19 protein-coding genes and 3 pseudogenes are annotated in these 22,729 nt (G+C 48.8%); 12 read left to right on the forward strand and 10 right to left on the reverse strand.

Annotation, left to right across the window (positions count from 1 at the left end):
* Positions 1 to 68: 68 nt before the first annotated feature.
* Positions 69 to 3,140, reverse strand: a complete 3,072-nt coding sequence (locus H6F51_15225) for a DUF3854 domain-containing protein (protein MBD1823836.1) — start codon at positions 3,138 to 3,140, stop codon at positions 69 to 71.
* Positions 3,141 to 3,398: 258 nt separating this feature from the next.
* Between H6F51_15225 and H6F51_15230 the strand changes: the two genes are divergently transcribed.
* The 3 genes from H6F51_15230 (at position 3,399) to msrA (ending at position 5,652) form a co-directional block, all read left to right on the forward strand.
* The gene (locus tag H6F51_15230; GenBank protein ID MBD1823837.1) at positions 3,399 to 3,599 is read left to right on the forward strand and encodes a hypothetical protein; all 201 of its coding nucleotides are present in this window, start codon (positions 3,399 to 3,401) and stop codon (positions 3,597 to 3,599) included.
* 237 nt (positions 3,600 to 3,836) lie between these two features.
* Positions 3,837 to 4,916 carry a hypothetical protein gene (locus tag H6F51_15235; protein ID MBD1823838.1) on the forward strand — a complete coding sequence of 360 codons (1,080 nt, stop codon included), beginning with the start codon at positions 3,837 to 3,839 and terminating at the stop codon, positions 4,914 to 4,916.
* 91 nt (positions 4,917 to 5,007) lie between these two features.
* A complete protein-coding gene (gene msrA / locus H6F51_15240) occupies positions 5,008 to 5,652 on the forward strand; it encodes a peptide-methionine (S)-S-oxide reductase MsrA (GenBank protein MBD1823839.1) in 645 nt (214 codons plus the stop codon).
* Here msrA and H6F51_15245 read toward each other — a convergent pair.
* Both H6F51_15245 and H6F51_15250 read right to left on the reverse strand, forming a co-directional pair.
* Positions 5,637 to 7,316 (reverse strand): MBL fold metallo-hydrolase, encoded by a 1,680-nt coding sequence (locus H6F51_15245; GenBank protein ID MBD1823840.1) that lies wholly within the window; start codon positions 7,314 to 7,316, stop codon positions 5,637 to 5,639. The genes msrA and H6F51_15245 overlap by 16 nt on opposite strands.
* Before the next feature lie 446 nt (positions 7,317 to 7,762).
* Positions 7,763 to 8,248, reverse strand: coding sequence for a hypothetical protein (locus tag H6F51_15250; GenBank protein MBD1823841.1), 486 nt, complete (start codon positions 8,246 to 8,248; stop codon positions 7,763 to 7,765).
* A gap of 300 nt (positions 8,249 to 8,548) precedes the next feature.
* On the opposite strand from H6F51_15250, the gene mgtE reads away from it, so the two are divergent.
* Genes mgtE through H6F51_15265 form a run of 3 tightly spaced genes read left to right on the forward strand, consistent with a single transcriptional unit; the run spans position 8,549 to position 11,609 of the window.
* The gene (gene mgtE, locus H6F51_15255) at positions 8,549 to 9,901 is read left to right on the forward strand and encodes a magnesium transporter (GenBank protein ID MBD1823842.1); all 1,353 of its coding nucleotides are present in this window, start codon (positions 8,549 to 8,551) and stop codon (positions 9,899 to 9,901) included.
* A 32-nt stretch (positions 9,902 to 9,933) separates the two neighbouring features.
* Positions 9,934 to 11,115 (forward strand): DNA double-strand break repair nuclease NurA, encoded by a 1,182-nt coding sequence (locus H6F51_15260; GenBank protein MBD1823843.1) that lies wholly within the window; start codon positions 9,934 to 9,936, stop codon positions 11,113 to 11,115.
* A gap of 32 nt (positions 11,116 to 11,147) precedes the next feature.
* Positions 11,148 to 11,609 (forward strand): DUF29 domain-containing protein, encoded by a 462-nt coding sequence (locus H6F51_15265; protein MBD1823844.1) that lies wholly within the window; start codon positions 11,148 to 11,150, stop codon positions 11,607 to 11,609.
* Here the strand turns inward: H6F51_15265 and xseB are convergent.
* Together xseB and H6F51_15275 are read right to left on the reverse strand one after the other, a co-directional pair.
* Complete coding sequence (gene xseB / locus H6F51_15270) at positions 11,606 to 11,857, reverse strand: exodeoxyribonuclease VII small subunit (GenBank protein ID MBD1823845.1); 252 nt, start codon at positions 11,855 to 11,857, stop codon at positions 11,606 to 11,608. The genes H6F51_15265 and xseB overlap by 4 nt on opposite strands.
* Before the next feature lie 26 nt (positions 11,858 to 11,883).
* Positions 11,884 to 13,125, reverse strand: coding sequence for an exodeoxyribonuclease VII large subunit (locus H6F51_15275; protein MBD1823846.1), 1,242 nt, complete (start codon positions 13,123 to 13,125; stop codon positions 11,884 to 11,886).
* 162 nt (positions 13,126 to 13,287) lie between these two features.
* Here H6F51_15275 and recA point away from each other — a divergent pair, with 162 nt between their 5' ends.
* The 4 genes and pseudogenes from recA (at position 13,288) to H6F51_15295 (ending at position 15,799) form a co-directional block, all read left to right on the forward strand.
* Positions 13,288 to 14,364: a recombinase RecA gene (gene recA, locus H6F51_15280; protein ID MBD1823847.1), complete on the forward strand. Its 1,077-nt coding sequence runs from the start codon at positions 13,288 to 13,290 to the stop codon at positions 14,362 to 14,364.
* 137 nt (positions 14,365 to 14,501) lie between these two features.
* Positions 14,502 to 15,389: an alpha/beta fold hydrolase gene (locus H6F51_15285; protein ID MBD1823848.1), complete on the forward strand. Its 888-nt coding sequence runs from the start codon at positions 14,502 to 14,504 to the stop codon at positions 15,387 to 15,389.
* 104 nt (positions 15,390 to 15,493) lie between these two features.
* Positions 15,494 to 15,706, forward strand: a pseudogene (locus H6F51_15290) (hypothetical protein).
* A 15-nt stretch (positions 15,707 to 15,721) separates the two neighbouring features.
* A pseudogene (locus H6F51_15295) lies at positions 15,722 to 15,799 on the forward strand (type II toxin-antitoxin system VapC family toxin).
* 121 nt (positions 15,800 to 15,920) lie between these two features.
* Here H6F51_15295 and dnaK read toward each other — a convergent pair.
* From dnaK to H6F51_15310, 3 genes and pseudogenes are all read right to left on the reverse strand, one after another.
* Positions 15,921 to 17,828, reverse strand: coding sequence for a molecular chaperone DnaK (gene dnaK, locus H6F51_15300; GenBank protein ID MBD1823849.1), 1,908 nt, complete (start codon positions 17,826 to 17,828; stop codon positions 15,921 to 15,923).
* 267 nt (positions 17,829 to 18,095) lie between these two features.
* Positions 18,096 to 18,578, reverse strand: a complete 483-nt coding sequence (locus H6F51_15305) for an Hsp20/alpha crystallin family protein (GenBank protein MBD1823850.1) — start codon at positions 18,576 to 18,578, stop codon at positions 18,096 to 18,098.
* 395 nt (positions 18,579 to 18,973) lie between these two features.
* Positions 18,974 to 19,490, reverse strand: a pseudogene (locus H6F51_15310) (Uma2 family endonuclease).
* 101 nt (positions 19,491 to 19,591) lie between these two features.
* Between H6F51_15310 and trxB the strand changes: the two are divergent.
* Positions 19,592 to 20,959, forward strand: a complete 1,368-nt coding sequence (gene trxB / locus H6F51_15315) for a thioredoxin-disulfide reductase (protein MBD1823851.1) — start codon at positions 19,592 to 19,594, stop codon at positions 20,957 to 20,959.
* Positions 20,960 to 21,097: 138 nt separating this feature from the next.
* Positions 21,098 to 21,517, forward strand: a complete 420-nt coding sequence (locus H6F51_15320; GenBank protein ID MBD1823852.1) for a DUF2358 domain-containing protein — start codon at positions 21,098 to 21,100, stop codon at positions 21,515 to 21,517.
* A gap of 4 nt (positions 21,518 to 21,521) precedes the next feature.
* Here the strand turns inward: H6F51_15320 and H6F51_15325 are convergent, their stop codons facing one another.
* Positions 21,522 to 21,974, reverse strand: a complete 453-nt coding sequence (locus H6F51_15325; GenBank protein ID MBD1823853.1) for a hypothetical protein — start codon at positions 21,972 to 21,974, stop codon at positions 21,522 to 21,524.
* A gap of 104 nt (positions 21,975 to 22,078) precedes the next feature.
* A complete protein-coding gene (locus H6F51_15330) occupies positions 22,079 to 22,678 on the reverse strand; it encodes a hypothetical protein (GenBank protein ID MBD1823854.1) in 600 nt (199 codons plus the stop codon).
* Between the last annotated feature and the right edge of the window lie 51 nt (positions 22,679 to 22,729).

The following is a 22,729-nucleotide window of genomic DNA, read 5'->3' on the forward strand; positions in this document are numbered from 1 at the left end:
GCTTATCCCAGATCCTAGCCAGAGCAGGTAATCGCACCCTTCCCCAAGCACAATGGGGTTAGGCGGGGCTAGGCAGATTGCTCAATCCACTCATCGATCTCCGAGAAATCATTACAGCCTGTAACTTCCATCAGCGTTTGTAGCATTGCAAGATCCTGCTTTTCCCATTCCGCCAGAATTGAGTCGCGATCGTCTTGGGGTGGAAAGTATTTGTAGATTCGCAATCCGCCGCGCCGTCCATCTGGTGCAACAGCTCGACCTGTACAGGTGAGTTTGACTCCAATTTTGCCGAGTAGGGTTTGAACAATCGCGATCGGTGCCAGCTTCTCGGTCACGGTGAAACTAAACAAGGCTTTCATGTCGTCGCGGCACTCTAATGCCGTTGTTGCCACGAATTGAACCAAATCATCGGTTGCAAGAATCTTCTCTCCGGGTTTGAGAAATTCTAGGATTCTTAGCGATCGTAATGCTTCGACTTGAGCGGTGAGGAGTTTGACATCCTGAATGGAGATTTTGCCGTCTCCGCGCTCTAGATGATCTTCGATCTCTTGCATATCGTGGAGTCGGACATATTCTGGATTGCGAGTCAGGTAGTAATACAATCGCAATTGTGTATACCAGCCATCATCATCTTTGAGTTTGATCTCTGGTGTGATCGTTTCAACGTTGTATTTACGCTTCAGTTCATGCTTGCGTTTACTGTAGCGTTTCTGAACGGTTTGTTCTGCTTGTTCTTTGAGTTCGTAATATTCTGCTGGAGTGATTTCTGGAGAATCGGAAACCGCGATCGCTTCTGCGGTTTGATTGCGAGTCCGAATCGCAGAAATCACCTGAGCAATGCGATCGCACACTTTCAAGTCATGCCGTGCTTCCAAGAACTCAAAGCCTGGAATGTTCAGAACGCCCGTCTTTAGTTGAGCCACCATTTGATCTGTGATCGGTAACTGTCCAAACATCTTCGTTAAATCGTCTGTGACTAATGTCACTGTATGACCTTCGAGCAGTAGCCCATTGCGAAACTCGCGCCGATAGCGCCACAGAGACGCATTCACTCGTGCCGCCATTTTCGCCCAAGTCCGCAGCGCGATCGGGTTACTCTGCTCATCCAAATCAAAATCGATATCTTTTAGCAATGCAATGTTGTACTGAACCGATTTCGTCACCGATTGCGCGACATCGCGGTAGTTACAGCTTCCATTACCAATTTTTCCAGGGCCGAAATGTGCTGCCCAAATGTAACGAGGAATCGGTTCACGGACTCTCGCTAAAGCTTGCCGGGACTCCGAATCTGGAGTTACCCCTTGGAAGATACCGAATACCCCTTGGAAGTGATTGCGGACATCGATCGAGACTCCCGTTCCGATCGTGGGTGTTGCCAAAACGATATCGTAATCACCCACAACATCATTAATGCGCTCAGCAATGTGATAAGCAGCATGATCCGGATCGGAAACAGTTTCGCTATCAATTCGGAGAATGCGCTTTTCGGGAAACTGCAATCTGAGGTAAGTTTCTAAATTCTTAGAACTCCAGCGACCTCGGACTTTCTGAGAATCGACGCAGACGAAAACGGCTCCAGTTTTTAGAACGGATTCCATGCGATCGATCAAAGGTGCAGGATTTTTCGTGTCGTATAGCGAAACATTCCAAGAAATTTCTGGCTTCCATTGATTCACCACCACCCAAGGTGTTACCGGAGTTTCTGCCAATCCGCGTAAGTAATCGATGCTGACATCTGACAAGTCTGCGTCTTGTGCAATCACCAATCCATCGGTCGCCAGTACAGTCTCGATTAATTCGCGCAGGGTTTCGAGAATTCTGACGCGCTGATTGTAGCAAGTTGCACTATTGAGCGCGTGCCATAACACCTGTTCGACTTCATCGAGAATGACGATCGCACCTTCCCACTCTGCCGCATTAAACCGGATGCGCGAGTTCGGATGCAGCGAATCAATACACAATCCATAGCTGCCCGGATTTTCCGAATTCAGCGCATCAGTAATCCAATCAATCCCAATACTTTGACAAATTGCTTTACCGAGTTGAATGCGATGGGTGATCACCAGAACTTTGCGGGCAGCTTTCGCTGTGCCAGGGGCAACGGTTGCCGTTTTGATTAATCCTTGTAGGGCTGTTGTTTTCCCGGTTCCTTTAGCACTTTTAATACAAGCTAAACCAGATTCGGGATAAGGAAGATCTCCTAAATACGGCTGATTTAATGTAAGTGAAGGGGTATAGGTTAGTGACCATAATTTTGATGCCTGCCAGAACTCAAGCTCAACTGCTGATTCATATAGTTTTGTAAATGCAGCATGACCATGAGCCACAATAAAATCGTCAACGCCTTTTTCAGCACCTGGCAGTGCAATAACTTTAACCTGACAGCCCGCATTGGTTAATAGTTGCCCTAAACGAGAAGTCGCAAGAAAAATATTTTGTAAGGTTCGCGGTTTTGTTTCGTAATCGAAGCAGATATGAACGGTTCTTTGAGTCGTGGCAAAATGACCGAGTTCTGCGATTAGTTGCCGAGTTTCGCGCCGATAGCCGCTAAAAATTCCGGGAAGCGCGATCGCGGCATAGCCCAAACTCAACAGACAACCCGCTTTCTTCTCGCCTTCGGTGAGCACGATCGGCAAATTATTGCGCCAAACCCATTCCCAAAAGTTCGTTGCTCCAGCAATTTCGATTTCAAACCGTTCTGCAACCTTCTGCCAAATCCGCATGGGTACATCGAGCAGAATCAATCGGCTAGAGCCTTTACCCAGACTGGGACTGAGATATTTTGCGGGTTTGCTTTTCGTGCGATCGACGATCGGCGTATCGGCATCGGGCTTAAACCGTCCCCACTCCATCCGCTGCCAGTGGTTAAGCGGATCAATTCCGCTCACCCACCAGCCCCGCACCGATTCCCGCGCTTGTTGACCAAATCGCGTCACTTTCCAATTCAGCCGCTCAGCGATCGGATAACTCGCCTCGCGAGTAAATGGATCGAAGTCGGTATCATGCAGTGATCGTACATTCCGGCGAATAATCTCCGGATCGACACCGCTCATTAACCATTCTTGTTCGTGATCGGGCGCAAGGTAGCCCTCGATCGATTTTGCCGCTTCAGAAGAAGCAATTCTGAGGGAAGTTACCATCAGTCCTGCTCCTTCTGACATAAATTCGCACACGAACCTGGCGCAGACGCGCCGCACCTGATACAATATCTAGACATAGAAATCAAGCCCAATCTTTTTGGGCAAACAAGGTTATCAACCCCTTTGGCTGACTGTGGTAGGGAAGCTCGAGGGGTTTTGCTTATGCAATTGAAATTCTAGATTGGCGGACTTCTTGAAGCGGTGGTAGTCGCCTGAAATCGCGCAATCTAATTCGAGACAAACAAGGTTAGTCGGGTCATGCAGGTTAAACATTACCGACGTGGAAAGCAGATTAACACTGATCCAGCAGAGGCTCAAGAGGGGATGGATCAGCGATCCGGGGGAGTGATAGGTGAGTTAGAGGCACAAGTTAGGTGGGAAGTTGGACGGGGGAGGAATAGGCAGTGGGAAGTGGAGAGCGGGGGAATTAGGGAGTTTGTGAGGGATGCGATCGCGTAAAATAGCTTCACCCCTGGATCGAATCAACGACAGAGTTACAGGGAAAAGATCGACGCGGCAGTTACAGAGATCGCGATCGAAATCAGACGCAGGCGTTACAGAACTGAGTGAAATTACTACTAGCGATAGGGGCAGCCTGGATCATTCCGGCACTAAATCTCCAGATATAGCGTTTAACCTCTAGACAAAACTCCGAGGGTAGGGCACTATATGTGGGGTCTAGAATCTTCGAGAGCGATGAAACCACTAGAAGCAGCCTTTCCCGTCGATAGTCAACTTTTGATGGTGTTGCCCAGAGCCAGCGCATCCATCCGCAATCCAGATGTACGACTGCCGATTTTGCGATCGGATGCTAACGGCTATTACTTGGAGATGCGAGTGGAGGCGGATGCTCAGGACGAAAGCGAATTTGCTGTGATTCGTCGAGTGCCGCTAGAAAATTTGACCGAAGAAGAATTAATAGAGTTAAAAACCGAATATGCCAAGCTCGATTGGGCAGCTTGTGTCCGGAAAGGCGTAAGCAATGGATTAGAAAAAGTCCACGATCGCCGGATTCAAAGAATGTTTATGGCGTTGATGACGTTTCTGAATCCACGTCAGATTTCGATCGTGCTGTATCTCTATAAATTGGCGGCCCAACAGCAAAACGGCGGAACAGTGACGTTCCGATCGAATGATTTACTTGAAAGTTTGGGATACACCCGCACAAAGGATGGCGGATTTGCGTCGAAGCTGCGATCGCAACTGAATCGAGATTTAGTCACGCTGCATCGAACCGAATTAGTATTAGCGCAGTCGTTCAAAAAAATGCACCAAAATCGTGGCGCAAAAGTCATGATTAAAAGCATTCTGCGAATCAAAGATTATGAAGTGGACACTGCTCCGCGGGATTTTGATATTACAAAAGCCGCGGATTACACTTATGAATTGGCAGATTCTTACACGATCTCTCTAGAGTTTTTTGACAGTTCTCGAAACGGGGATTGTGTCCTTTTTCCGAATCAGTTCGACATTACTCAACGGCTGGGTACGAACGCGAAGTGCGATTATAAAACCAAGCTTCTCATCTATCTAGCAAGTCGAATGAAATGGGATAGCTTAACCGATGGACAATTCATCTCTGTTTCTAAACGATACTTGTTCAAAAACCTTGATTTACTCGGCAGTAATTCTTCTCGAAATAACCAAATTCTTTGGCGCACTGTGGACGAACTCAAAGCAGATGGCTACCTCTTGGGCGCACAAGAACTCTCAGGAAAAAGTCGCATTTCTACGATTCAATTCCAGATTGATTCAACCAAATTGAAGTGCAAATAGTCTACTCCCCACTCTCCACCCCAGATAACCCTACAAATCCCACCCAAGGTTCACGCTAAAATTAAGAAGTATGAACCTAAGAGAAAAAGCAATGGTGTTATTTGGATTTGGCAAAAAACTGGCGATTCCTACTCCTGATGAAGCGCTAAAAGGTCGATCGGAACCAATGCCCGTTCCCGCGAAGCATTTCGTCAAGGGTCATCCGCTCAAGCCTCCCTTCCCGCCTGGAATTGAAACCGCCGTCTTTGGTCTCGGTTGCTTCTGGGGTGCGGAGCGAAAATTCTGGCAGCAAGAAGGCGTTTACACGACTGCCGTTGGTTATGCCGCAGGGAGCACTCCAAATCCGACTTACCAAGAAGTTTGCTCTGGCATGACCGGACATAATGAAGTTGTATTAGTGGCTTACGATCCGAAAGCCATCAGTTACGAGCAACTCTTGAAAGTATTCTGGGAAAGCCACGATCCGACTCAAGGAATGCGCCAGGGAAATGATGTCGGCACTCAGTATCGATCGGGAGTCTATGTCTACAACGACGAACAGCGCAAGGCAGCAGAAGCTTCTCTGAAGACCTACCAGGAAGAACTCGCAAAAGCAGGATACAAAGCAATCACCACCGAGATTCTAGATGCGCCTGAATTCTATTATGCTGAAGCTTACCATCAGCAGTATCTCGCTAAAAATCCCAATGGCTACTGTGGTTTAGGCGGTACAAAGGTCTGCTATCCCGGAGCTTGATCCACATCTTCGCGAGTCGGCTCATTCGCTTCGCTCCATGTAGTGTTTGCGCTTTGAGCCGCCTCAAACGCTGGACAATATCCATCCGGTGTCACCTTGAAATTAAACAGCGGTGATCTCGGATTCCAGCAGCGTTGCCCCCGAAAATGCCGACAGCGAAAACAACAAGCTTTCTCAGAGCTATCCATCCAAGACGGCGATCGTTCGGTATTTTGCGTCATTAATTCACGCTGAGACAACCCCCGCAAGACTAAATCTTGACCCTGCCAACGCGCCTCAATCAGCCCGGTGTCAGAGATCGATCGCCATCTCGGATCGTTTGTGATTGCCTCCGGAAGCGTGATCGTCACCACCGTTCCAAGCTCGGCCAGCTCACCTTCGTAAGTCGTTTCTGGTGGTGCAGGCTGGAGGAAGGTTTCTCCGATTGGTAACTCAACCAAGTTGCCTGAAGCGGGGGAATGTAGATGATAGCGGTTGTGCAATTCCTCTAATCCGGCTAAATCCGATAGATAGTTCGGATCACCGTGAACGAAAATAACGTGTTGGGGACGCAGATTGTGAATAAACTGCGTGGTACTTGCCCCATCACAATGTTGTGCTAGCAGATAGGTTTCGATCGCATACTTCGGTGGGATATCAATCAATCCTTCTTCTAGATGTTGCGGCAGTAGAATTAGCCAGCGCTCTGGCGTATCTTCGCAAAATTCCTGCCAATCTGTTGAAAAATCCGTCAGCACAATACAAGGCGACTCACCGACTAGCGGTCGCTGTTCTGGATGCAGTCGTCGCACCCGTGGACGAACGCGATCGTCCCAAAACAGCGATTGATGCTTGGCAAAGTTCTGCACCGAAGCAGGCAAGTGCGGTAAAAGCGCTAAGTAGGCATCGCACCCAGACGCGACCCGACCATCCACCCAGATATCTAAATCGCGTCCGGTAAACGAGTGATGGCTCCTCAGCAGCATCAACAATTCTTGTCCAAGTCCGACCATCGGCAGCGGCAAGAGAACTGACCGCCGATCGCTCAACGCCCGACTCATTCTTTCAGCGATCTGATTTTCTTGCTGCCGTCGATGTGGAAATCGTGCCGTTCCATACGAGCCTTCGATAATCACCACATCCGGGCGCAATCCCCGCAGTTCCTCTAGCCGCAAGCCTTCTACTAAGCGGGAATTCGATAAAAAGAAATCCCCCGTATATAAAATCGAGTGCGATCGACCCTGATGCGGCGTATACGTCAGCAAAATCGCCGCTGCTCCGGGAAGATGACCCGCCGGAAATAGTTCAGCCGTTAGCCCATCCTGAAACTCAACCGGCGATCGCCAAGGCAGGGCATGAACAAATTGCGGAATTAGACCCGGTTGATCCAGCCAGTTAAGCGGTAATAGCTCTGTCGTCACTTCACTGGCATAAATCGGCAACTGCGGAAAAGCGCGATGCAAACTGAGCAAACCTTGAGCGTGATCCGAGTGAGCATGACTGCACAACACTACATCTGCCGGAGCGCGGTCAGGAGGATTTGACACTGCACTCCCATCCGTGAGCGCAGAAATATCTGCCAGCCCGCAGTCGAGCAGAATCCGATAGGGACCCATACGAACGAGAAGACAGACTCCTTCTTCGCCATGTCCCGCACCGTAAGGAAAACAGTCCAATTGCGTCACGTATCCACCCTAGAAAAACTCAGAATTCATACATCCTGAATTTGGAAAACAGGGTAGATTTTTCACCCTGTTTTCCGCGTTCTGGCTCTGATGCTAATGCGCTGAGCCATTGCCATGATAGTTATCTGTATCATAAAAACCGTTGCGCGTCCCAAAGAAAAGACAGGCAACCGTGAACACACCGGAGAGTACCAGTAGGACGAGCTTTACATCCATATTGCTTACAACCCTTAACCTGTATTATCAAGTGTACAAGAACGAAAATACAAATCGATACCGAGCATCCTAGAGCGAGTTTGCCCATAGTTTAAGAAATCACAGATTGATCTTAGATTCTCCCAAAGACAGAAATAGCGAAATCCCGTAGAGACGTGATTAATCACGTCTCTACGGGATTTCGGTCAACGCAGAATCTGTGGCAGCATTTTTTTGAATTGATATGAACTCTACCTCGGTTTGATTAATTGACCCCGATCGGTAAATCGCACCGACTTAATCTTTAAAGCGGGATTTTGTGTCAGCGATCGCCGCACGCTACCAAACAGCGATAACTGCTCGCAATTTGCCAGCGAGAGCAGCGATCGACGCGCATTTGGAATCGGGCGGAAATCAACAGTCGCAACTCTAGATGCCACTTTGACCCGATATCCTGCCACTCCTAAGCTTTCACTATTTGCCTTTTCCAATGTTTTCGCGATCGCCTGAGTCACAGGTTGATTCGCCGCGATCGTCTCTTTTGAGGTGATGAATTTGTTGCACTGGCTATCTAGCTGAAAAATATTTACCGTAATCGTCCTACCACCAGGTTTAGGAGACGCTTTGGAAGTCGCGACAGCCGGAGAAGGGGAAACTGCAACTGACGGGGGTTCGGGCGATCGACAACCGCTAACAATAAACCAGACTAGATTAAAAAGAACAAATCCTCGAATCATTTGTGTCGCAACTTATCCTGTTTTTGTGACCCGTAGCTGGAAAGAGAAATGATACCAACTAGGGTAGATCCTTGATCGCGCTATGGTGCTTCTAAAGACGGGATTTCGCTCTCCGTGTTCTCGGAAACATTGTGAAATTGCTGTTTCAGAGTTAGCATAAACGTAGCAATCCCCGCTAGGGGTATTGATGTTGAATTCTTCAAAGTTCATGGACGAAGTCCATTTATCTATATCAAAGTACACTTTCTAGCCTGGATGCCTTGGTCTTCCAGCGCGAGGAAGATCGAGGAGGAAAGTTAAATGCTGACTCAAGACAGTCGAGCAACGCTCAGAGGAATTTCGGATCTCAACCGTCTGAAGCTCGAACTCAACGAACTGCCTGCGGTTGATGTAGGCGATTACATCACCGGACTCGAACCTGAAAAGCAAGCGATTACGTTTCGGCTTCTGAATAAAACTCAGGCAACGGATGTGTTTGAATATCTGCCGCCCGAAGTTAGAGAGTCGCTGCTGGGTTCTCTGCATAATGCTCAGGTGTGCCAAATTGTTGAATCGATGCGTCCGGACGATCGGGCAGAGTTGTTCGATGAGTTGCCTGCTGGAATTGTTAAACGCTTGGTGCAACAACTCAGCCCGGAAGAACGGCAAGCCACAGCGACGATTTTGGGCTATGCCGAAGGAACCGCAGGTCGGGTAATGACGACCGAGTATGTTCGACTGCGACAAGGTTTAACCGTCGGAGAAGCATTGAGCAAAATTCGATTGGCTGACCGGGATAAAGAAACGATCTACTACGCCTATGTCACCGACAACAACCGCAAGCTTAAGCAAGTTGTCTCGTTGCGGCAGTTAGTGTTCTCGATCCCCGATGCCAAAATTGAAGACATTGGCAGCGATCGCGTGATCAAAGCGCGGACGGAAATGCAGCAAGAGGAAGTGGCGCAATTGATGAAGCGCTATGACTTATTAGCGGTTCCAGTGGTCGATCGTGAAGATCGGCTGGTTGGGATCATTACCGTCGATGATGTGGTGGACATTCTTGAACAAGAAGCCACCGAAGATATTCAAAAACTCGCGGGGGGTGGCGGTGATGAGTCATCGCTTTCAACCCCGATCGAAAAGCTGCGAAATCGTGTGCCCTGGCTGTTAGGGATTATGGCGCTGTATATCGGGGCTTCTAGCGCCATTTCGCCGTTTCAATCGACGATCGCAGCCGTTCCGGTGCTGGCGGTGATTATGCCATTGTTCTCGAATACTGGGGGAACGGTTGGCATTCAAGCGCTGACGGTAACCATTCGATCGCTTGGTATCGGTGAAGTCACTTCTCAAGACACAATGCGAATTCTGCGAAAAGAACTCCTTGCAGGACTCGGAACCGCTTTGGCATTGGGTCTAACGATGTTTGTCTTGTCGCTGATTTGGACAAAGCCGGAAGAACGCTGGGTCGGAGTTGTGGCGGCAATCGTTATGGCATCCAATAGCATTGTTGCCGTGACCCTCGGAACACTTTTACCAATGGGACTGAAGCGGTTGAAGCTTGATCCGGCTTTGGTTAGCGGGCCGTTAGTGACAACTTTATTGGATACGATCGGCTTTATCACCTTCCTCACGCTGATTACATTCAGCTTAAACGTACTGAAACTTCCAACTTAGCTCTAGGATGAGGGTAGTTCGCAATTACTGTCATGCTAGATCTGACAAAACTGGCTCAACAGATGCAAGGGATTAGTCAACAGCTAACCCTAGAGGCAACCGCAACGCGGCAACGGCTCGATCGCGCAAACTTGCTGATGGCACAAGCGTTCGATCGCCAAGCCGAACTAACTGAGATGCAGCAATTGTGGCGCGATCGGCTGAGTTTTACCGCAGCGATCCCGATCGAACCCCTGAATACGCGGATTGCGATCGATCCTGCTCCCTTTGCTCATACCGTAATCGCGACAGATGGTTCTCAGATCGCACCGAGTCATCACGAAATTGCTTATTGCTATTTGATTAATGTGGGTCGCATCATTCTGCATTACGGGCAAAGTAAACTCCCCTTGCTCGATAGTTTGCCAGAAGTGTTTTATCGTCCTGAAGATCTCTACGTTTCTCGACAATGGGGTATTCGGACTGAGGAATGGATGGGCTATCAGCGAACCGCGTTAGAAGTGCAGATGCTTGCAGAATTAGCGCAGGCGATAATTGATGAAATGAGTGCGCCGACGATTTCGCTGGTAGATGGATCGCTGATTTATTGGTTTTTGGAGCAGTTACCAACTGAGGCTCGCGATCGTATTCTTACGCCGATTCTTGCTGCTTGGGATCAGTTGAGAGCGATCGAGGTTCCTTTGGTGGGTTATATCAGCGCATCCCGAAGCGGAGAAGCTATGAACTTTTTGCGGCTTCAAAGTTGTGCATATCTTGCTCCTGATTGTGCGACGCATTGTAGTGAAGTGGTGGATAGAGCGCCTTGCCAAGTGTTAGATCCGCTCAAAGATGCGGCAATTTGGGGAATGTTGCTAGAGCCAGGTCAGCGCAGTCCTTTGTGGAAAAGTTCGGCGCGAATTCAAGAGTTTTATGGCGATCATGCCATTCATTTTTGCTATGTGAATGTAGGCAGTGAGATTGCGCGAGTTGAGGTTCCTGCTTGGGTGGCAGAGAACTCAGCACTGTTGAATTCTGCATTGAGTTTGGTTTTAGCTCAGGTGCAGAAAGGATATGGTTATCCGGTTGCTTTGGCAGAAGCGCACAATCAGGCAGTCGTGCGAGGGGGCGATCGTGCGCGATTTTTTGCCTTGCTGGAACAGCAGATGATCAAAGCCGGCTTGCGAAATGTGGGAACGTCTTACAAAGAAGCGCGAAAGCGCGGCAGCATTGCATAGAATTGAGAGAATTACAACGCGGTGAGGCTCACATGAAGACAGAGCTGAAGGTCAGCCAGTCAGAACTGTATGAAGCTGATTATTATTTGTGGATTCAGGACACACTCGAAAAGTTAAAACATCAGAACTATAGCCAGGTTGATTGGAAGAATCTACTGGATGAGATCGAAGACATTGAAAAAAGTGAACGAAGAAGCCTATCGAGTAATTTAGTGATTGTTTTATTGCATTTACTGAAGTGGCAATATCAAATCGATCGTCGCTCACAAAGTTGGGAATTGAGTATTGTTGAACATCGGATACGAATCGAGGAAGCGCTAGAAGATTCTCCAAGTCTTAAAAGCTATCTTACCGAAATTCTTGAGAAGCAGTATCGAAAAGCAACCCGACTTGCAAGCGCAGAAACTGGATTATCGATCGAAGATTTTCCTGCTAAATGCCCTTACTCGATCGCTGAAGTTCTAGAGAGTAGTTTAGAGACTTTTGACTGCTAAAACTCAGCTTCATCGGTCAACGTTTCAATCAACAAATCCACCTGCTTTTGCCGCTCTGCTAAAAACGATTCACATTGTCTTAAGTATTCAACCGCAGCCGAAAACTCCTCAAACACATCAGCTAATTCCAATTCGCCTGATTCAATCCGCGTCAAAATTTTCTCGACCTTTGCCACCGTCGTTTCATAGTTCCAGGGCTCAGAAGAACGATTCGATTTTTGAGCGTTTGCATTAGGAGAGGAATTCATCGGCAAAAGTTCGATCGCTATTTTACTTATACAGTTTTATCTGCCGATACGTTGGTTACAGTCACATCAATTTGCCCTTGTCCTAGCTGAATTTTTAAGGTTTCGCCAACCGTTACATCGTTCGTCGATCGCACAATTCCCGATTCTGCCCGAACTACTGCATATCCTCGCTGTAGAACCGATGCCGGATCAAGCGTAGTCAATTTTTCCTGAAGCATTTGACAGTGTTGCTCTGCAATTTGAAACCGTCTTTGCGTGGATTGAATCAATCGTTGACGCAGCCAGGAAATGACTTGTGCTTCTTGTTTCAAAGCACGATCGAGCTTCAATCGAGAGATACGATCGCGCAATCCAGCTAAACGATCGTGCTCCTCGCTCATGTATTGCAGCATCGCTAGATTGAGCGACTGAACTCGATTGTTGTGAAGCTCATACAAATCCGCCAAACAAGGAACCGCCTGTTCTGCCGCAGCCGTCGGAGTATGCGCCGCCAGATCTGCCGCCAAATCCGAAAGCGATTCATCGCGCTGATGTCCAATCCCCGCAATCACCGGAATTGGGCAATCCGCGATCGCTCTCACAACATTTTCATCATTAAAACAGACCATATCTTCGATCGCACCGCCGCCACGTGATATAATTAGTACATCTGCTCTGTTATCTCGCTCAACCCGTTTGATGGCAGCTACGATCGACAAAGGTGCTTGATCACCCTGTACCAATGCAGGTGAAAACAGCACCCGTAAACCGGGATATCGTCGCTTTAGCGTTCTTTGAATGTCTCCCCAAGCGGCGGCTTGCGGTGAAGTCACAACCGCTACGGTTTGCGGATGAGTCGGGATCGGGCGCTTGCAATCGGCATCAAACAGCCCCTCGGCTTCGAGACGGTCCTTGAGTTGACGCGATCGCAGAGCGCGTAAGCCTTCCCCCGCCGGAAGCGCTTGCCAGACGATTAACTGATAGCTGCCCCGGTGCGGCTGCACATGCACACGACCGAGCAAAATCAACTGTTCACCTGGAGCGGGTAACGTCGCCAACTTATGCAACTGACTATTCCAAACCACACATTGGATCGCAGCCTTCGCATCCGGATCTTGCAGCGTGAAAAACAACCCACTGCGATATCGCGTCGCACTCGACACTTCTCCGGTGAGCCAGACTTGGCGCAGTTGATCATCTTGCTCGATCAGCAACTGAATGTAAGCCGTAAGACCCGCCACCGTCAGGGCGGTATCCGGTACCAACAAGTTCGGCAGTTTCGAGGTCATTCTCGTTACCCTAGAAGAAGAAATACGAATTGTGCTGAGAGCGGCATCCTCTCTATGCTACAAAGTTTGGCAATTAGGTGATAGTTCGATCGCAATTCGGCTACAATTGCCCATCCCGTTCTGTCCCCACTCTCTTTTTTCACACCACTTTCTGAGGCGCTAATGGCAACTAAAACTACAGAAACGACCGATAAGCAAAAAGCCCTAAATCTCGTTCTCACCCAGATCGAGCGCAACTTCGGGAAAGGCAGCATCATGCGCCTGGGCGATGCCACCCGAATGAAAGTAGAAACGATTCCGACGGGAGCCTTGACGCTGGATTTGGCGCTGGGTGGTGGTTTACCCAAAGGTCGGGTGATCGAAATCTACGGGCCTGAAAGTTCAGGTAAAACGACGTTGGCGCTTCATGCGGTCGCAGAAGTGCAAAAGGCTGGCGGCATTGCGGCATACGTGGATGCTGAACACGCGCTTGATCCGAGCTACTCAGCGGCGTTGGGTGTAGACATTGCGAACCTGCTGATTTCTCAACCGGATACTGGAGAATCGGCGCTGGAAATTGTGGATCAGTTAGTGCGATCGACGGCGGTTGATGTGGTGGTCGTGGACTCGGTTGCTGCACTGGTTCCCCGCGCTGAAATCGAAGGGGAAATGGGTGACTCTCACATGGGTCTGCAAGCGCGATTAATGAGCCAAGCCCTGCGGAAAATCACAGGCAACATTGGTAAATCGGGCTGTACGGTGATCTTCATTAACCAGTTGCGTCAGAAGATCGGTGTCACCTACGGTAGCCCAGAAACGACCACAGGCGGTCAAGCGCTGAAGTATTACGCTTCGGTGCGGCTCGATATTCGCCGGATTCAAACTTTGAAGAAGGGAACCGAAGAATTTGGAACTCGTGCAAAGGTGAAGGTGGCGAAGAACAAAGTTGCGCCTCCGTTTAGAATTGCAGAGTTTGACATCATCTTTGGTAAGGGAATCTCGACTTTGGGCTGTCTGGTGGATCTGGCTGAAGAAACGAGCGTGATTGTTCGCAAGGGTGCTTGGTACAGCTACAAGGGCGAGAATATCAGTCAAGGTCGCGATAATGCGATCAAGTACATGGAAGAGCGCCCAGAACTTGCGAAGGAGCTTGAGCTTCAGGTGCGCGAGAAGTTAGAAATGGGCGCACAGGTGTCTGCGAATTCGGTTGGTCAGGTCGATGAGCATGACAGCGAAGAGGAAGTCTTGGACGAAGAATAGGAATGAGGGCGATCGTCTTTGTAAGGGGACGATCGTCAAATTTCTTCAAATGATTAGGCAGGCACCACGCCTGCTTTTTTATTAGCCTAAATCACGCTAGAAATGAAAAAAGATTAGACAGTAGGCAGAACCAATCAGTGAACAAATCAAACCGCTTCGCTATAGCTTTGAGTGTTTTGTCGATCGCCTACCTTTCCGCCTGCCTGCTATTATTCATCCTTCAACGCTACCTTATCTATCGACCGAGTTCTCAAATTGCAATGTTGCCGAGTGCATCCGAGTTCAAGATGCCTTATCGAGAAGTTTGGATTCCTGTAGGGCACGATCGTATCTACGGTTGGTGGATTCCAGCCCCTTCAAATCAAGAGCAATTCATGCCGATCGCAAATGAGCCAACCCGCATTCTCAAATCTTCTAAAGTCATGCTCTACCTTTGTGGAGTCGGACGAAATATGGGAGATCATAACTACCTTGCTCGGATGCAAGCATTTCGGCAATTAGGATTTTCAGTTCTAGTGTTTGACTATCGGGGCTACGGTCAGAGTACGGGAAACTTTCCGACCGAGAGCCAAGTTTATCAGGATGCTGAAGCGGCTTGGGATTACTTGCAACAAAAAGTTCCGGCGAATCAAGTCGTCATTTACGGGGAATCATTGGGAGGTGCGATCGCGCTTGAGTTGGCAATCAAACATCCTGATGCAAAGGGCTTAATTCTTCAAAGCTCATTCACTTCGATAGCTGAGGTGACGAAACAGAGAGGTCTCTTTGGCTTATTTCCGATCGACATTCTCTTAACCGAGCGCTTCAACTCACTCGAAAAGATACGATCGCTCAAGGTTCCAGTTCTGTTCCTGCATGGCACTCAAGATTCAGTTGTGCCTGTAAGAATGAGTCAAATGCTGTATGACACTGCGCCTGAATCAAAGCAGCTATTTCTGATTTCTGGGGCTGATCATGTAAGAATTTATCAACCTGGAAACAACTCGTATCTAAGAGCAATTAAAAGATTTGTGGATTCGCTGTAATGTCGGGGATTTTAGCGATTGCCTCTTTCACACTCCAGCTCTTCTAGAAGTAGTGTTGAAAACCTACTATAATGCTGGCAGACTCTTAGCTTTTGTGCATTCTTATGACTTCTTAGCAACTTGAAGAACGCTTTCAACAGCTCGAAGCGCGAGTTGCAGCTTTGAAGTCAGAACTTGCACAGATGAAGCAACTACTGTCTGGCGTGACCCAGAAACAGTCCCCTTGGTGGCAACAGATTGCAGGCAGCTTTGAGAATGATCCAAATTTTAATGAAGCGGTTCGCCTTGGACAAGAATGGCGCAAATCTGCGGAATAGGTCACAGATTGCAAAATGTATATTCTTGATACTGACCATCTCAGCCTAATTCAGCGTGATGGGCAAGAGGGAAAACGAATTCGGGCTGCGATCGTTGCTTGTGTTGCTGAAGCTGAATATCTAATTCACCCACCTCGGTTGCAGAGTTTTAAACAAAAAAGCTGGTAGCTCCAGCAAAGGAAACTACCAGCCTCAATCACAATCAAACTAGAGTTTATTTCGACTCGGTGAAGTCAGCATCAATCACATCATCACCACCAGTCGAACCGGTCGAGCCGCCTGCACTTGCACCCGGATCAACGTCCGGAGCAGCACCGCCACCGGCTTGCTGATAGAGGTTTTGGCTAATGCCGTACAGTGCCTGTTGCAGATCCGTGGTCAGCGTCTTGATCCGATCGAAGTTCTCTTGGGCGATCGCCTCTCTGAGATCCTTGACCAAACCTTCAACCTTGGTCTTGTCATCGGCAGGAACCTTATCGCCAAGTTCGCTGATCTGCTTCTCAGCCTGGTACGCCAGCGAATCCGCTTGGTTCTTCATATCAATGCGCTCACGCCGTTCTTTGTCTGCCGAAGCATTGACTTCAGCATCGCGAACCATGCGTTCAACATCATCCTTCGGCAAGGTCGATGCACCCGTGATGCTGATCGATTGTTCCTTACCCGTGCCCTTATCTTTCGCAGAAACAGTCAAGATACCATTGGCGTCGATGTCGAAAGTGACTTCGATTTGAGGAACACCACGCGGAGCCGGGGGAATTCCATCGAGACGGAAGGTTCCAAGGCTCTTGTTGTCGTTCGACATTTCGCGCTCACCTTGCAGCACATGGATTTCTACATTGCTTTGTCCATCAACTGCCGTCGAGAACACTTCCGATTTCTTGGTCGGAACTGTGGTGTTACGAGGAATAATCTTGGTCATCACACCGCCCAAGGTTTCGACACCGAGAGACAGCGGAGTCACGTCGAGCAGGAGAATATCTTTCACTTCACCTGCCAACACCCCTGCTTGAATTGCAGCACCCATTGCCACAACTTCATCGGGGTTAACGGTTTGATTCGGATCTTTGCCCAGAACGCGCTTCACGACTTCTTGAACCGCAGGAATCCGGGTCGAACCCCCGACTAACACAACTTCATCGATCTTGCTCTTGTCGAGTTTCGAGTCACGCAATGCCGCTTCAACTGGAATGCGACACCGATCAATTAAGTCGGCACAGAGTTCTTCAAACTTCTGACGAGTAAGAACATTCTCTAAGTGTTTCGGCCCGTCTTGGGTCGCTGTGATAAACGGCAGGTTAATGTCTACTTGGGTAACGCTGGAAAGCTCGATTTTCGCTTTCTCAGCCGCTTCGGTTAGGCGTTGGAGGGCTTGCTTGTCTTTACGAAGATCAATCCCTTCCGCCCGCGCAAAGTTGTCTGCGAGGTAATCTACGATCTTCTTGTCGAAGTCGTCACCGCCTAAGTGTGTGTCGCCTGAAGTGGCAAGCACTTCAAACACACCATCACCCACTTCTAGAATCGAGACATCAAACGTACCGCCGCCCAAGTCAAAGACCAGAATTGTTTCGTTGCTCTTCTTGTCGAGACCATAAGCCAGCGATGCCGCAGTCGGCTCGTTGATGATCCGCAGCACTTCTAGACCGGCAATTTTACCTGCGTCTTTGGTCGCTTGGCGCTGGGAATCGTTAAAGTAAGCGGGAACGGTGATCACCGCTTGGGTAACATCTTCGCCCAGATACTTACTGGCATCTTCTTTCAGCTTGCGAAGAACTTGAGCAGAGATTTCTTCCGGTGCAAACTGCTTACCTTGTGCGGGGCAGTCGAGTTTTACATTGCCACTGATATTCAGGACTTTGTAGGAAACTTCTGTGGTTTCGTGCGTCACTTCATCAACGCGACGACCGATGAACCGCTTCACTGAATAAAAGGTATTCTCTGGGTTCATCACGGCTTGACGCTTTGCGATTTGACCGACTAAGCGATCGCCATTTTTCGCAAATGCAACGACGGAAGGTGTTGTCCGACCGCCTTCTGCATTCGGAATCACAGTGGGCTTACCGCCTTCCATCACAGCGACACACGAGTTTGTCGTTCCTAAGTCAATTCCAACAACTTTTGCCATATTGGTGCTTCGGCTCCATCACTATCAAATGCTTTGTCAGGGTAGGGGACTGGCAATAGTGCCAGAATCAGTTCGGGGCGGCAGGACTCAAACGGGTTAATGCCACCAAAGCATCCTTCAATCCCCTACCTTATATACTGTTCGGCTAATGGCGTTCCATGAAGGGGTATTTACCGTACCTACCGAACCATTTCGGGGGACGGTTGGGGATGGGAAGTAGGGAGAACAGAAATTAGTATTCCTGCTCCCTACTTCCCACGCTCATCTCTAGCTATTCCAAACGTCTGCGGTTTCCGCTTCAGCTTGGGGTGCGATCGCAGCTTTGGTTGTACCAGTCAAGTTCAGCTTCACCACCGCAGGCTTCACCGCTTGGTAGCGTGGCAGCGTCAGCGTCAGAATACCGTCAACGAATTCAGCTTTGACTTGATCGTTCTGCACAGCAGCAGGTAGCGTGATCACGCGGTGGAACTTGCCGTAGCGGAACTCAGAGCGGAATCCTTTCGTGTCGGTTTGCTCAAACTTGCGCTCACCGGAAATCGAGATCGCATCGCGTCCGACTTGCACTTCAACATCTTCTGCCTTGATACCAGGGAGTTGAACGCGAACGGTGAAGGCATCATCGCTGCTATTGAACTCGATCGCAGGTGTCCAGGTTGCTTCGCGAGTTGGCATCAATTCGTTGAAGAGTTGATTGAATTGACGACGAGCTAGTTCCATTTCTTGCCAAGGTTGCAAACGAGTAGAAGTCATCATGGTCATTGTTTAAGAGAGAGGAGTTAAGTCTTGGGCTTTGTTCGTCCGCCCTTGATGTTTCTACTGTAAGAAGAATGGAGGGCGATCGCACTGAGGCAACCCGTAATCGTGCGGGTGTAGTTGCCGATGGGTGAAATGCGCTCTGTTTGGTGAGCCGATGACTCGTTTGGGTTTCCCGAAATTTAGCCTTAGCTTTGTAGGGTATGGTTGAGTTGCTGTTGGATCTGTTGAACTTCTGCTGAACTTCTGCGATCGGTAACCCAGCCAAAATTGCTGAAGCTCCATGAGGAATAAGCAGCCTAAACAAACACAACTAAGCAAAGTTGATAAATTCAGCAAATGAACAATCTTCGATTCACTCAGTCAACCCTTGATTGAAGCGATCGAACAATTTATTCTCCCGCTTGCATCACTTGATTCACAGTTAATTGCAATTCAGGAAGCTGAGCGGATTGAATTCGATCGTCGCCTCGCAGTACCGCCGCTTCATAAAATCCATCTACCAAAGTCAGTAAAGTAATTTGCGCTTCATCTGGATCAATAATCCAGTATTCTGCAATGCCTCGCGCTGCATATTCCGCGCTGCTTCGCAGATACCGCAAGGGTCACTTATATCGATAGTCACGATCGCGATTGGTTTTGCCCAGAGACACAATCTCGACCGTGATTGCAAGCGCGAACTCTTGCCCGTGCGCCGCTGACGACCAGTTCGTAATCTTTGTGGCTAATTTTCTGAAACGGCAGCAGCTTGAGAAACTCTGACAGCGAAAACAGCGCAATTCGGCTATTCCGAGTGCTTTCCGGTGGCATCTCAACCAAGACTCCATCCACTAACTCATAGCGCTGCTCTGTCCCGGCATCATACGCTAAATATTCGGCAAGTGTCATCCGCTTTGAAGCGAGAGTCATAGAATCGATCGCATACCTACGATCCGTATTTTACCTGGTTCATTTTCTTTCAGATCTGCGCTATACTACTCATAGTCGTTATGAGTTTGTAATAGAATTTTATGGCAAACCCAACTGTCGAAAATTTAGTGATCATTGGGTCGGGTCCCGCTGGCTATACGGCAGCAATCTATGCAGGACGCGCCAACCTCAAGCCGCTTGTATTTGAAGGATTTCAGGCAGGAGGAATTCCCGGCGGACAACTCATGACCACGACCGAAGTTGAAAATTTTCCTGGTTTTCCACAAGGCATCACGGGGCCTCAGTTAATGACGCAGATGAAAGCGCAAGCTGAGCGTTGGGGTGCAGAGCTGGTGACAGAAGATGTGCTGTCGGTTGATTTTTCGCAGCGTCCATTTACGATTCGCTCTGAAACTCAAGAAGTTAAAGCACATAGCGTTGTCATTGCGACCGGAGCGACAGCAAAACGGTTGGGTTTACCGAATGAGCATGAATTCTGGAGCCGTGGCATTTCCGCCTGTGCGATTTGCGATGGTGCAACTCCGATTTTCCGGGGTGTGCCGCTGGTTGTAATTGGCGGTGGAGATACAGCCGCCGAAGAAGCAATCTATCTCACCAAGTACGGCGATCATGTGCATCTGCTGGTGCGGGGCGAAGCGATGAGAGCCTCGAAAGCGATGCAAGACCGCGTTTTGAGCAATCCTCGTATCACCGTTCACTGGAATTCTGAAGCGATCGATGTCGTCGGTGATGTCAAACATATGACCGGGGTGAGAATCCGCAACCGCAAGACCAACGAAGAAAGCACGATCGACGCGAAAGGTTTGTTTTATGCGATCGGGCATACACCGAACACTGCTCTATTCAAAGGTCAACTCGAACTGGATGAGATTGGTTACATCCAGACCAAGCATGGCGGCGTTGAAACCAGTTTAGAAGGTGTGTTTGCCGCAGGTGATGTGCAAGACCACGAATTTCGTCAGGCGATTACCGCAGCCGGAACCGGATGTATGGCGGCAATGCTGGCGGAACGTTGGCTCTCGGTGAATGGATTGGTGCAAGAGTTCCCTCGGATTCAAGCAGACGTGCCGAACGAAGAGAATACCGCTCACGCTCCCATAGAAACCGAAGTTATTGAGTTTAGCCTAGAATCGACGCGGCATCGGGGCGGTTTGGCGTTGCGGAAGCTGTATCACGAGAGCGATCGACCAATTTTGGTCAAATATGTCTCTCCGACTTGCGGGCCTTGCCACACGCTGAAGCCAATTCTCAACAAAGTTGTGGATGAGTTCGACGGTAAGATCCACTTCGTTGAAATTAACATTGAAGAAGATCAAGACATTGCCGAGGCAGCAGGGGTCATTGGAACGCCGACTGTGCATATCTTCAAGAACAAAGACAAGATTGCAGAACTCAAAGGCGTGAAGCAAAAGAGCCAGTATCGAGAAGTGCTCTCGGCTCATCTCTAAGCGATTTAGGTTTCGCTCTGTTCTGACCACAGCGGATGAGGAGAACTTGTCCGCTGTTTTTTATTGTCATACGTTTTTTATTGTCATACGATCGTCTGTCAATGCCACAATGCCTAGACTCGATCGAGGTGAAATCCGATGATTGCTCAAAACCGAGTTGACGAAATCATTCACACGCTCAAGCAAGATCTACCCACTTTGTTTGAGAAGGATATTACCTACGACATCTATAGTTCAGATATCTTCTTCAAAGATCCGGTCAATACCTTTAAGTGGAAGTTTAACTATCGCATTATCTTTTGGACATTGCGCTTTCACGGCAAACTGTTTTTCACTGAGCTATTTTTCGATCTGCATCAGGTCTACCCCAAAGATGAATCGACTATCTTGGCGGATTGGACAGTTCGCGGAACGCTGAGAGTCCCTTGGAAGGCGCGACTTTTGTTTAACGGCACTTCCACTTACAGCCTTAACGCAGATGGACTGATTTATAGGCATATCGACACTTGGGATCGACCTCCCAATGAAATTCTGAAACAGTTCTTTCAGAAGGGATAAGCGCTTACTCACCTCGACGACTCCTAGAGCGAACATAACGGAGTTTCGCTCTAGTTCCTTTAATCACAATGAATAGAATCACCCCTGGAACCATGAGATGCAGCGCTAAAACTAGAATCGTTGAAAAGAGAGTCTGGAAACTCAGCAGTGTAGTTCCAGTCAAGAGTGGCTCAAGCGATGCGTAGATGATATACCCACAGAGACCTAAAATGGGTAGCCCGATCGCGACCCAACTCATCACAATGATGCCCCAGGGCATCCGACCGTGGCTCAGACCCCGATACATCCGTCCTTCTACCGCCACTTCTCCCATCGGCGTAAATCCAGAGGGAATCTGCTCTACGTCAAAGTATTGGTTTGGCGGCGGAACTGAAATATTGCGTTTATCGCTCACCTCTGGATCGGCATCAAATTTTGAAAAATCGAACTCTGAACCGGAATCAGTGTTCTTGCTCATTGCAACACCCTTATGAAGAGAATGAGTGAGGCTTCAATCAACTAGACGGCGTTTCCTGATCGAAGGTTTCTCTGTTTTAATCCGATCGCGCATCAATTGCGATTTTAATCTTTAACCCAGAGTGCAAGTCCGCCTCCCCGTCCACGGGCTGCAATGAAGCGATCGCGAATCAGGAAAAACGCAAAAAAGGGAAGTTTCCCAATAGAAGTTTCTGAAAATGCTTGTTCCTTTTCGGCTCCACCCCGCACCGCTTGAGTATAAATGGGCCGATCTCCTAAGCAAACCTGGATCTGTGTAAACTCAAACGCCAGCAAATGCTTCTTCGGTTGAAATCGCGCAGGGCCGGAAAACTTCAAGGACAGCAGCCCGATTCGCGCTTGATTGCCAATTCGCTCGGCTCCAGACTCAGCGGTACTAAATGAGATTTGAGCTTTCGCAAGTTTAGGCACATAGTATCCTTTTTTCAGTTTGATTCCACCTTGGCGGATTTTGCGGGTTCCAGTGGCAAAACAAAGCCGCCACTGCCCCTGGAGTTGCGAAAACTGGTCATCGATTGATCGCTGCTTTGCCAATTTTTCAGCCTGCAAAAGCGCATCTACAACGCTCTCGGCTGCCGGACGGTTCGCTGTTGAGTTCTGGAATGCCAAAGCAGCCTGCTCTAAAACGGCAAGAAAATCGGGCGCGGTAGGGGTTGAGGAAGTCATGAGCGCTGAGCGAGACAATTAGAAGGATTATAGAAAATTTGACGATCGCCC

Source organism: Cyanobacteria bacterium FACHB-DQ100, from assembly GCA_014695195.1.
Lineage (GTDB): Bacteria > Cyanobacteriota > Cyanobacteriia > Leptolyngbyales > Leptolyngbyaceae > Leptolyngbya.

What these genes read in the sequence shown, in the direction of transcription:
- H6F51_15225 (MBD1823836.1), bottom strand. Translation starts at nt 3,140, where the DNA reads ATGGTAACTTCCCTCAGAATTGCTTCTTCTGAAGCGGCAAAATCGATC.
- H6F51_15230 (MBD1823837.1), top strand. Translation starts at nt 3,399, where the DNA reads ATGCAGGTTAAACATTACCGACGTGGAAAGCAGATTAACACTGATCCA.
- H6F51_15235 (MBD1823838.1), top strand. Translation starts at nt 3,837, where the DNA reads ATGAAACCACTAGAAGCAGCCTTTCCCGTCGATAGTCAACTTTTGATG.
- msrA (MBD1823839.1), top strand. Translation starts at nt 5,008, where the DNA reads ATGGTGTTATTTGGATTTGGCAAAAAACTGGCGATTCCTACTCCTGAT.
- H6F51_15250 (MBD1823841.1), bottom strand. Translation starts at nt 8,248, where the DNA reads ATGATTCGAGGATTTGTTCTTTTTAATCTAGTCTGGTTTATTGTTAGC.
- mgtE (MBD1823842.1), top strand. Translation starts at nt 8,549, where the DNA reads ATGCTGACTCAAGACAGTCGAGCAACGCTCAGAGGAATTTCGGATCTC.
- H6F51_15260 (MBD1823843.1), top strand. Translation starts at nt 9,934, where the DNA reads ATGCTAGATCTGACAAAACTGGCTCAACAGATGCAAGGGATTAGTCAA.
- H6F51_15265 (MBD1823844.1), top strand. Translation starts at nt 11,148, where the DNA reads ATGAAGACAGAGCTGAAGGTCAGCCAGTCAGAACTGTATGAAGCTGAT.
- xseB (MBD1823845.1), bottom strand. Translation starts at nt 11,857, where the DNA reads ATGAATTCCTCTCCTAATGCAAACGCTCAAAAATCGAATCGTTCTTCT.
- H6F51_15275 (MBD1823846.1), bottom strand. Translation starts at nt 13,125, where the DNA reads ATGACCTCGAAACTGCCGAACTTGTTGGTACCGGATACCGCCCTGACG.
- recA (MBD1823847.1), top strand. Translation starts at nt 13,288, where the DNA reads ATGGCAACTAAAACTACAGAAACGACCGATAAGCAAAAAGCCCTAAAT.
- dnaK (MBD1823849.1), bottom strand. Translation starts at nt 17,828, where the DNA reads ATGGCAAAAGTTGTTGGAATTGACTTAGGAACGACAAACTCGTGTGTC.
- H6F51_15305 (MBD1823850.1), bottom strand. Translation starts at nt 18,578, where the DNA reads ATGACTTCTACTCGTTTGCAACCTTGGCAAGAAATGGAACTAGCTCGT.
- trxB (MBD1823851.1), top strand. Translation starts at nt 19,592, where the DNA reads ATGGCAAACCCAACTGTCGAAAATTTAGTGATCATTGGGTCGGGTCCC.
- H6F51_15320 (MBD1823852.1), top strand. Translation starts at nt 21,098, where the DNA reads ATGATTGCTCAAAACCGAGTTGACGAAATCATTCACACGCTCAAGCAA.
- H6F51_15325 (MBD1823853.1), bottom strand. Translation starts at nt 21,974, where the DNA reads ATGAGCAAGAACACTGATTCCGGTTCAGAGTTCGATTTTTCAAAATTT.
- H6F51_15330 (MBD1823854.1), bottom strand. Translation starts at nt 22,678, where the DNA reads ATGACTTCCTCAACCCCTACCGCGCCCGATTTTCTTGCCGTTTTAGAG.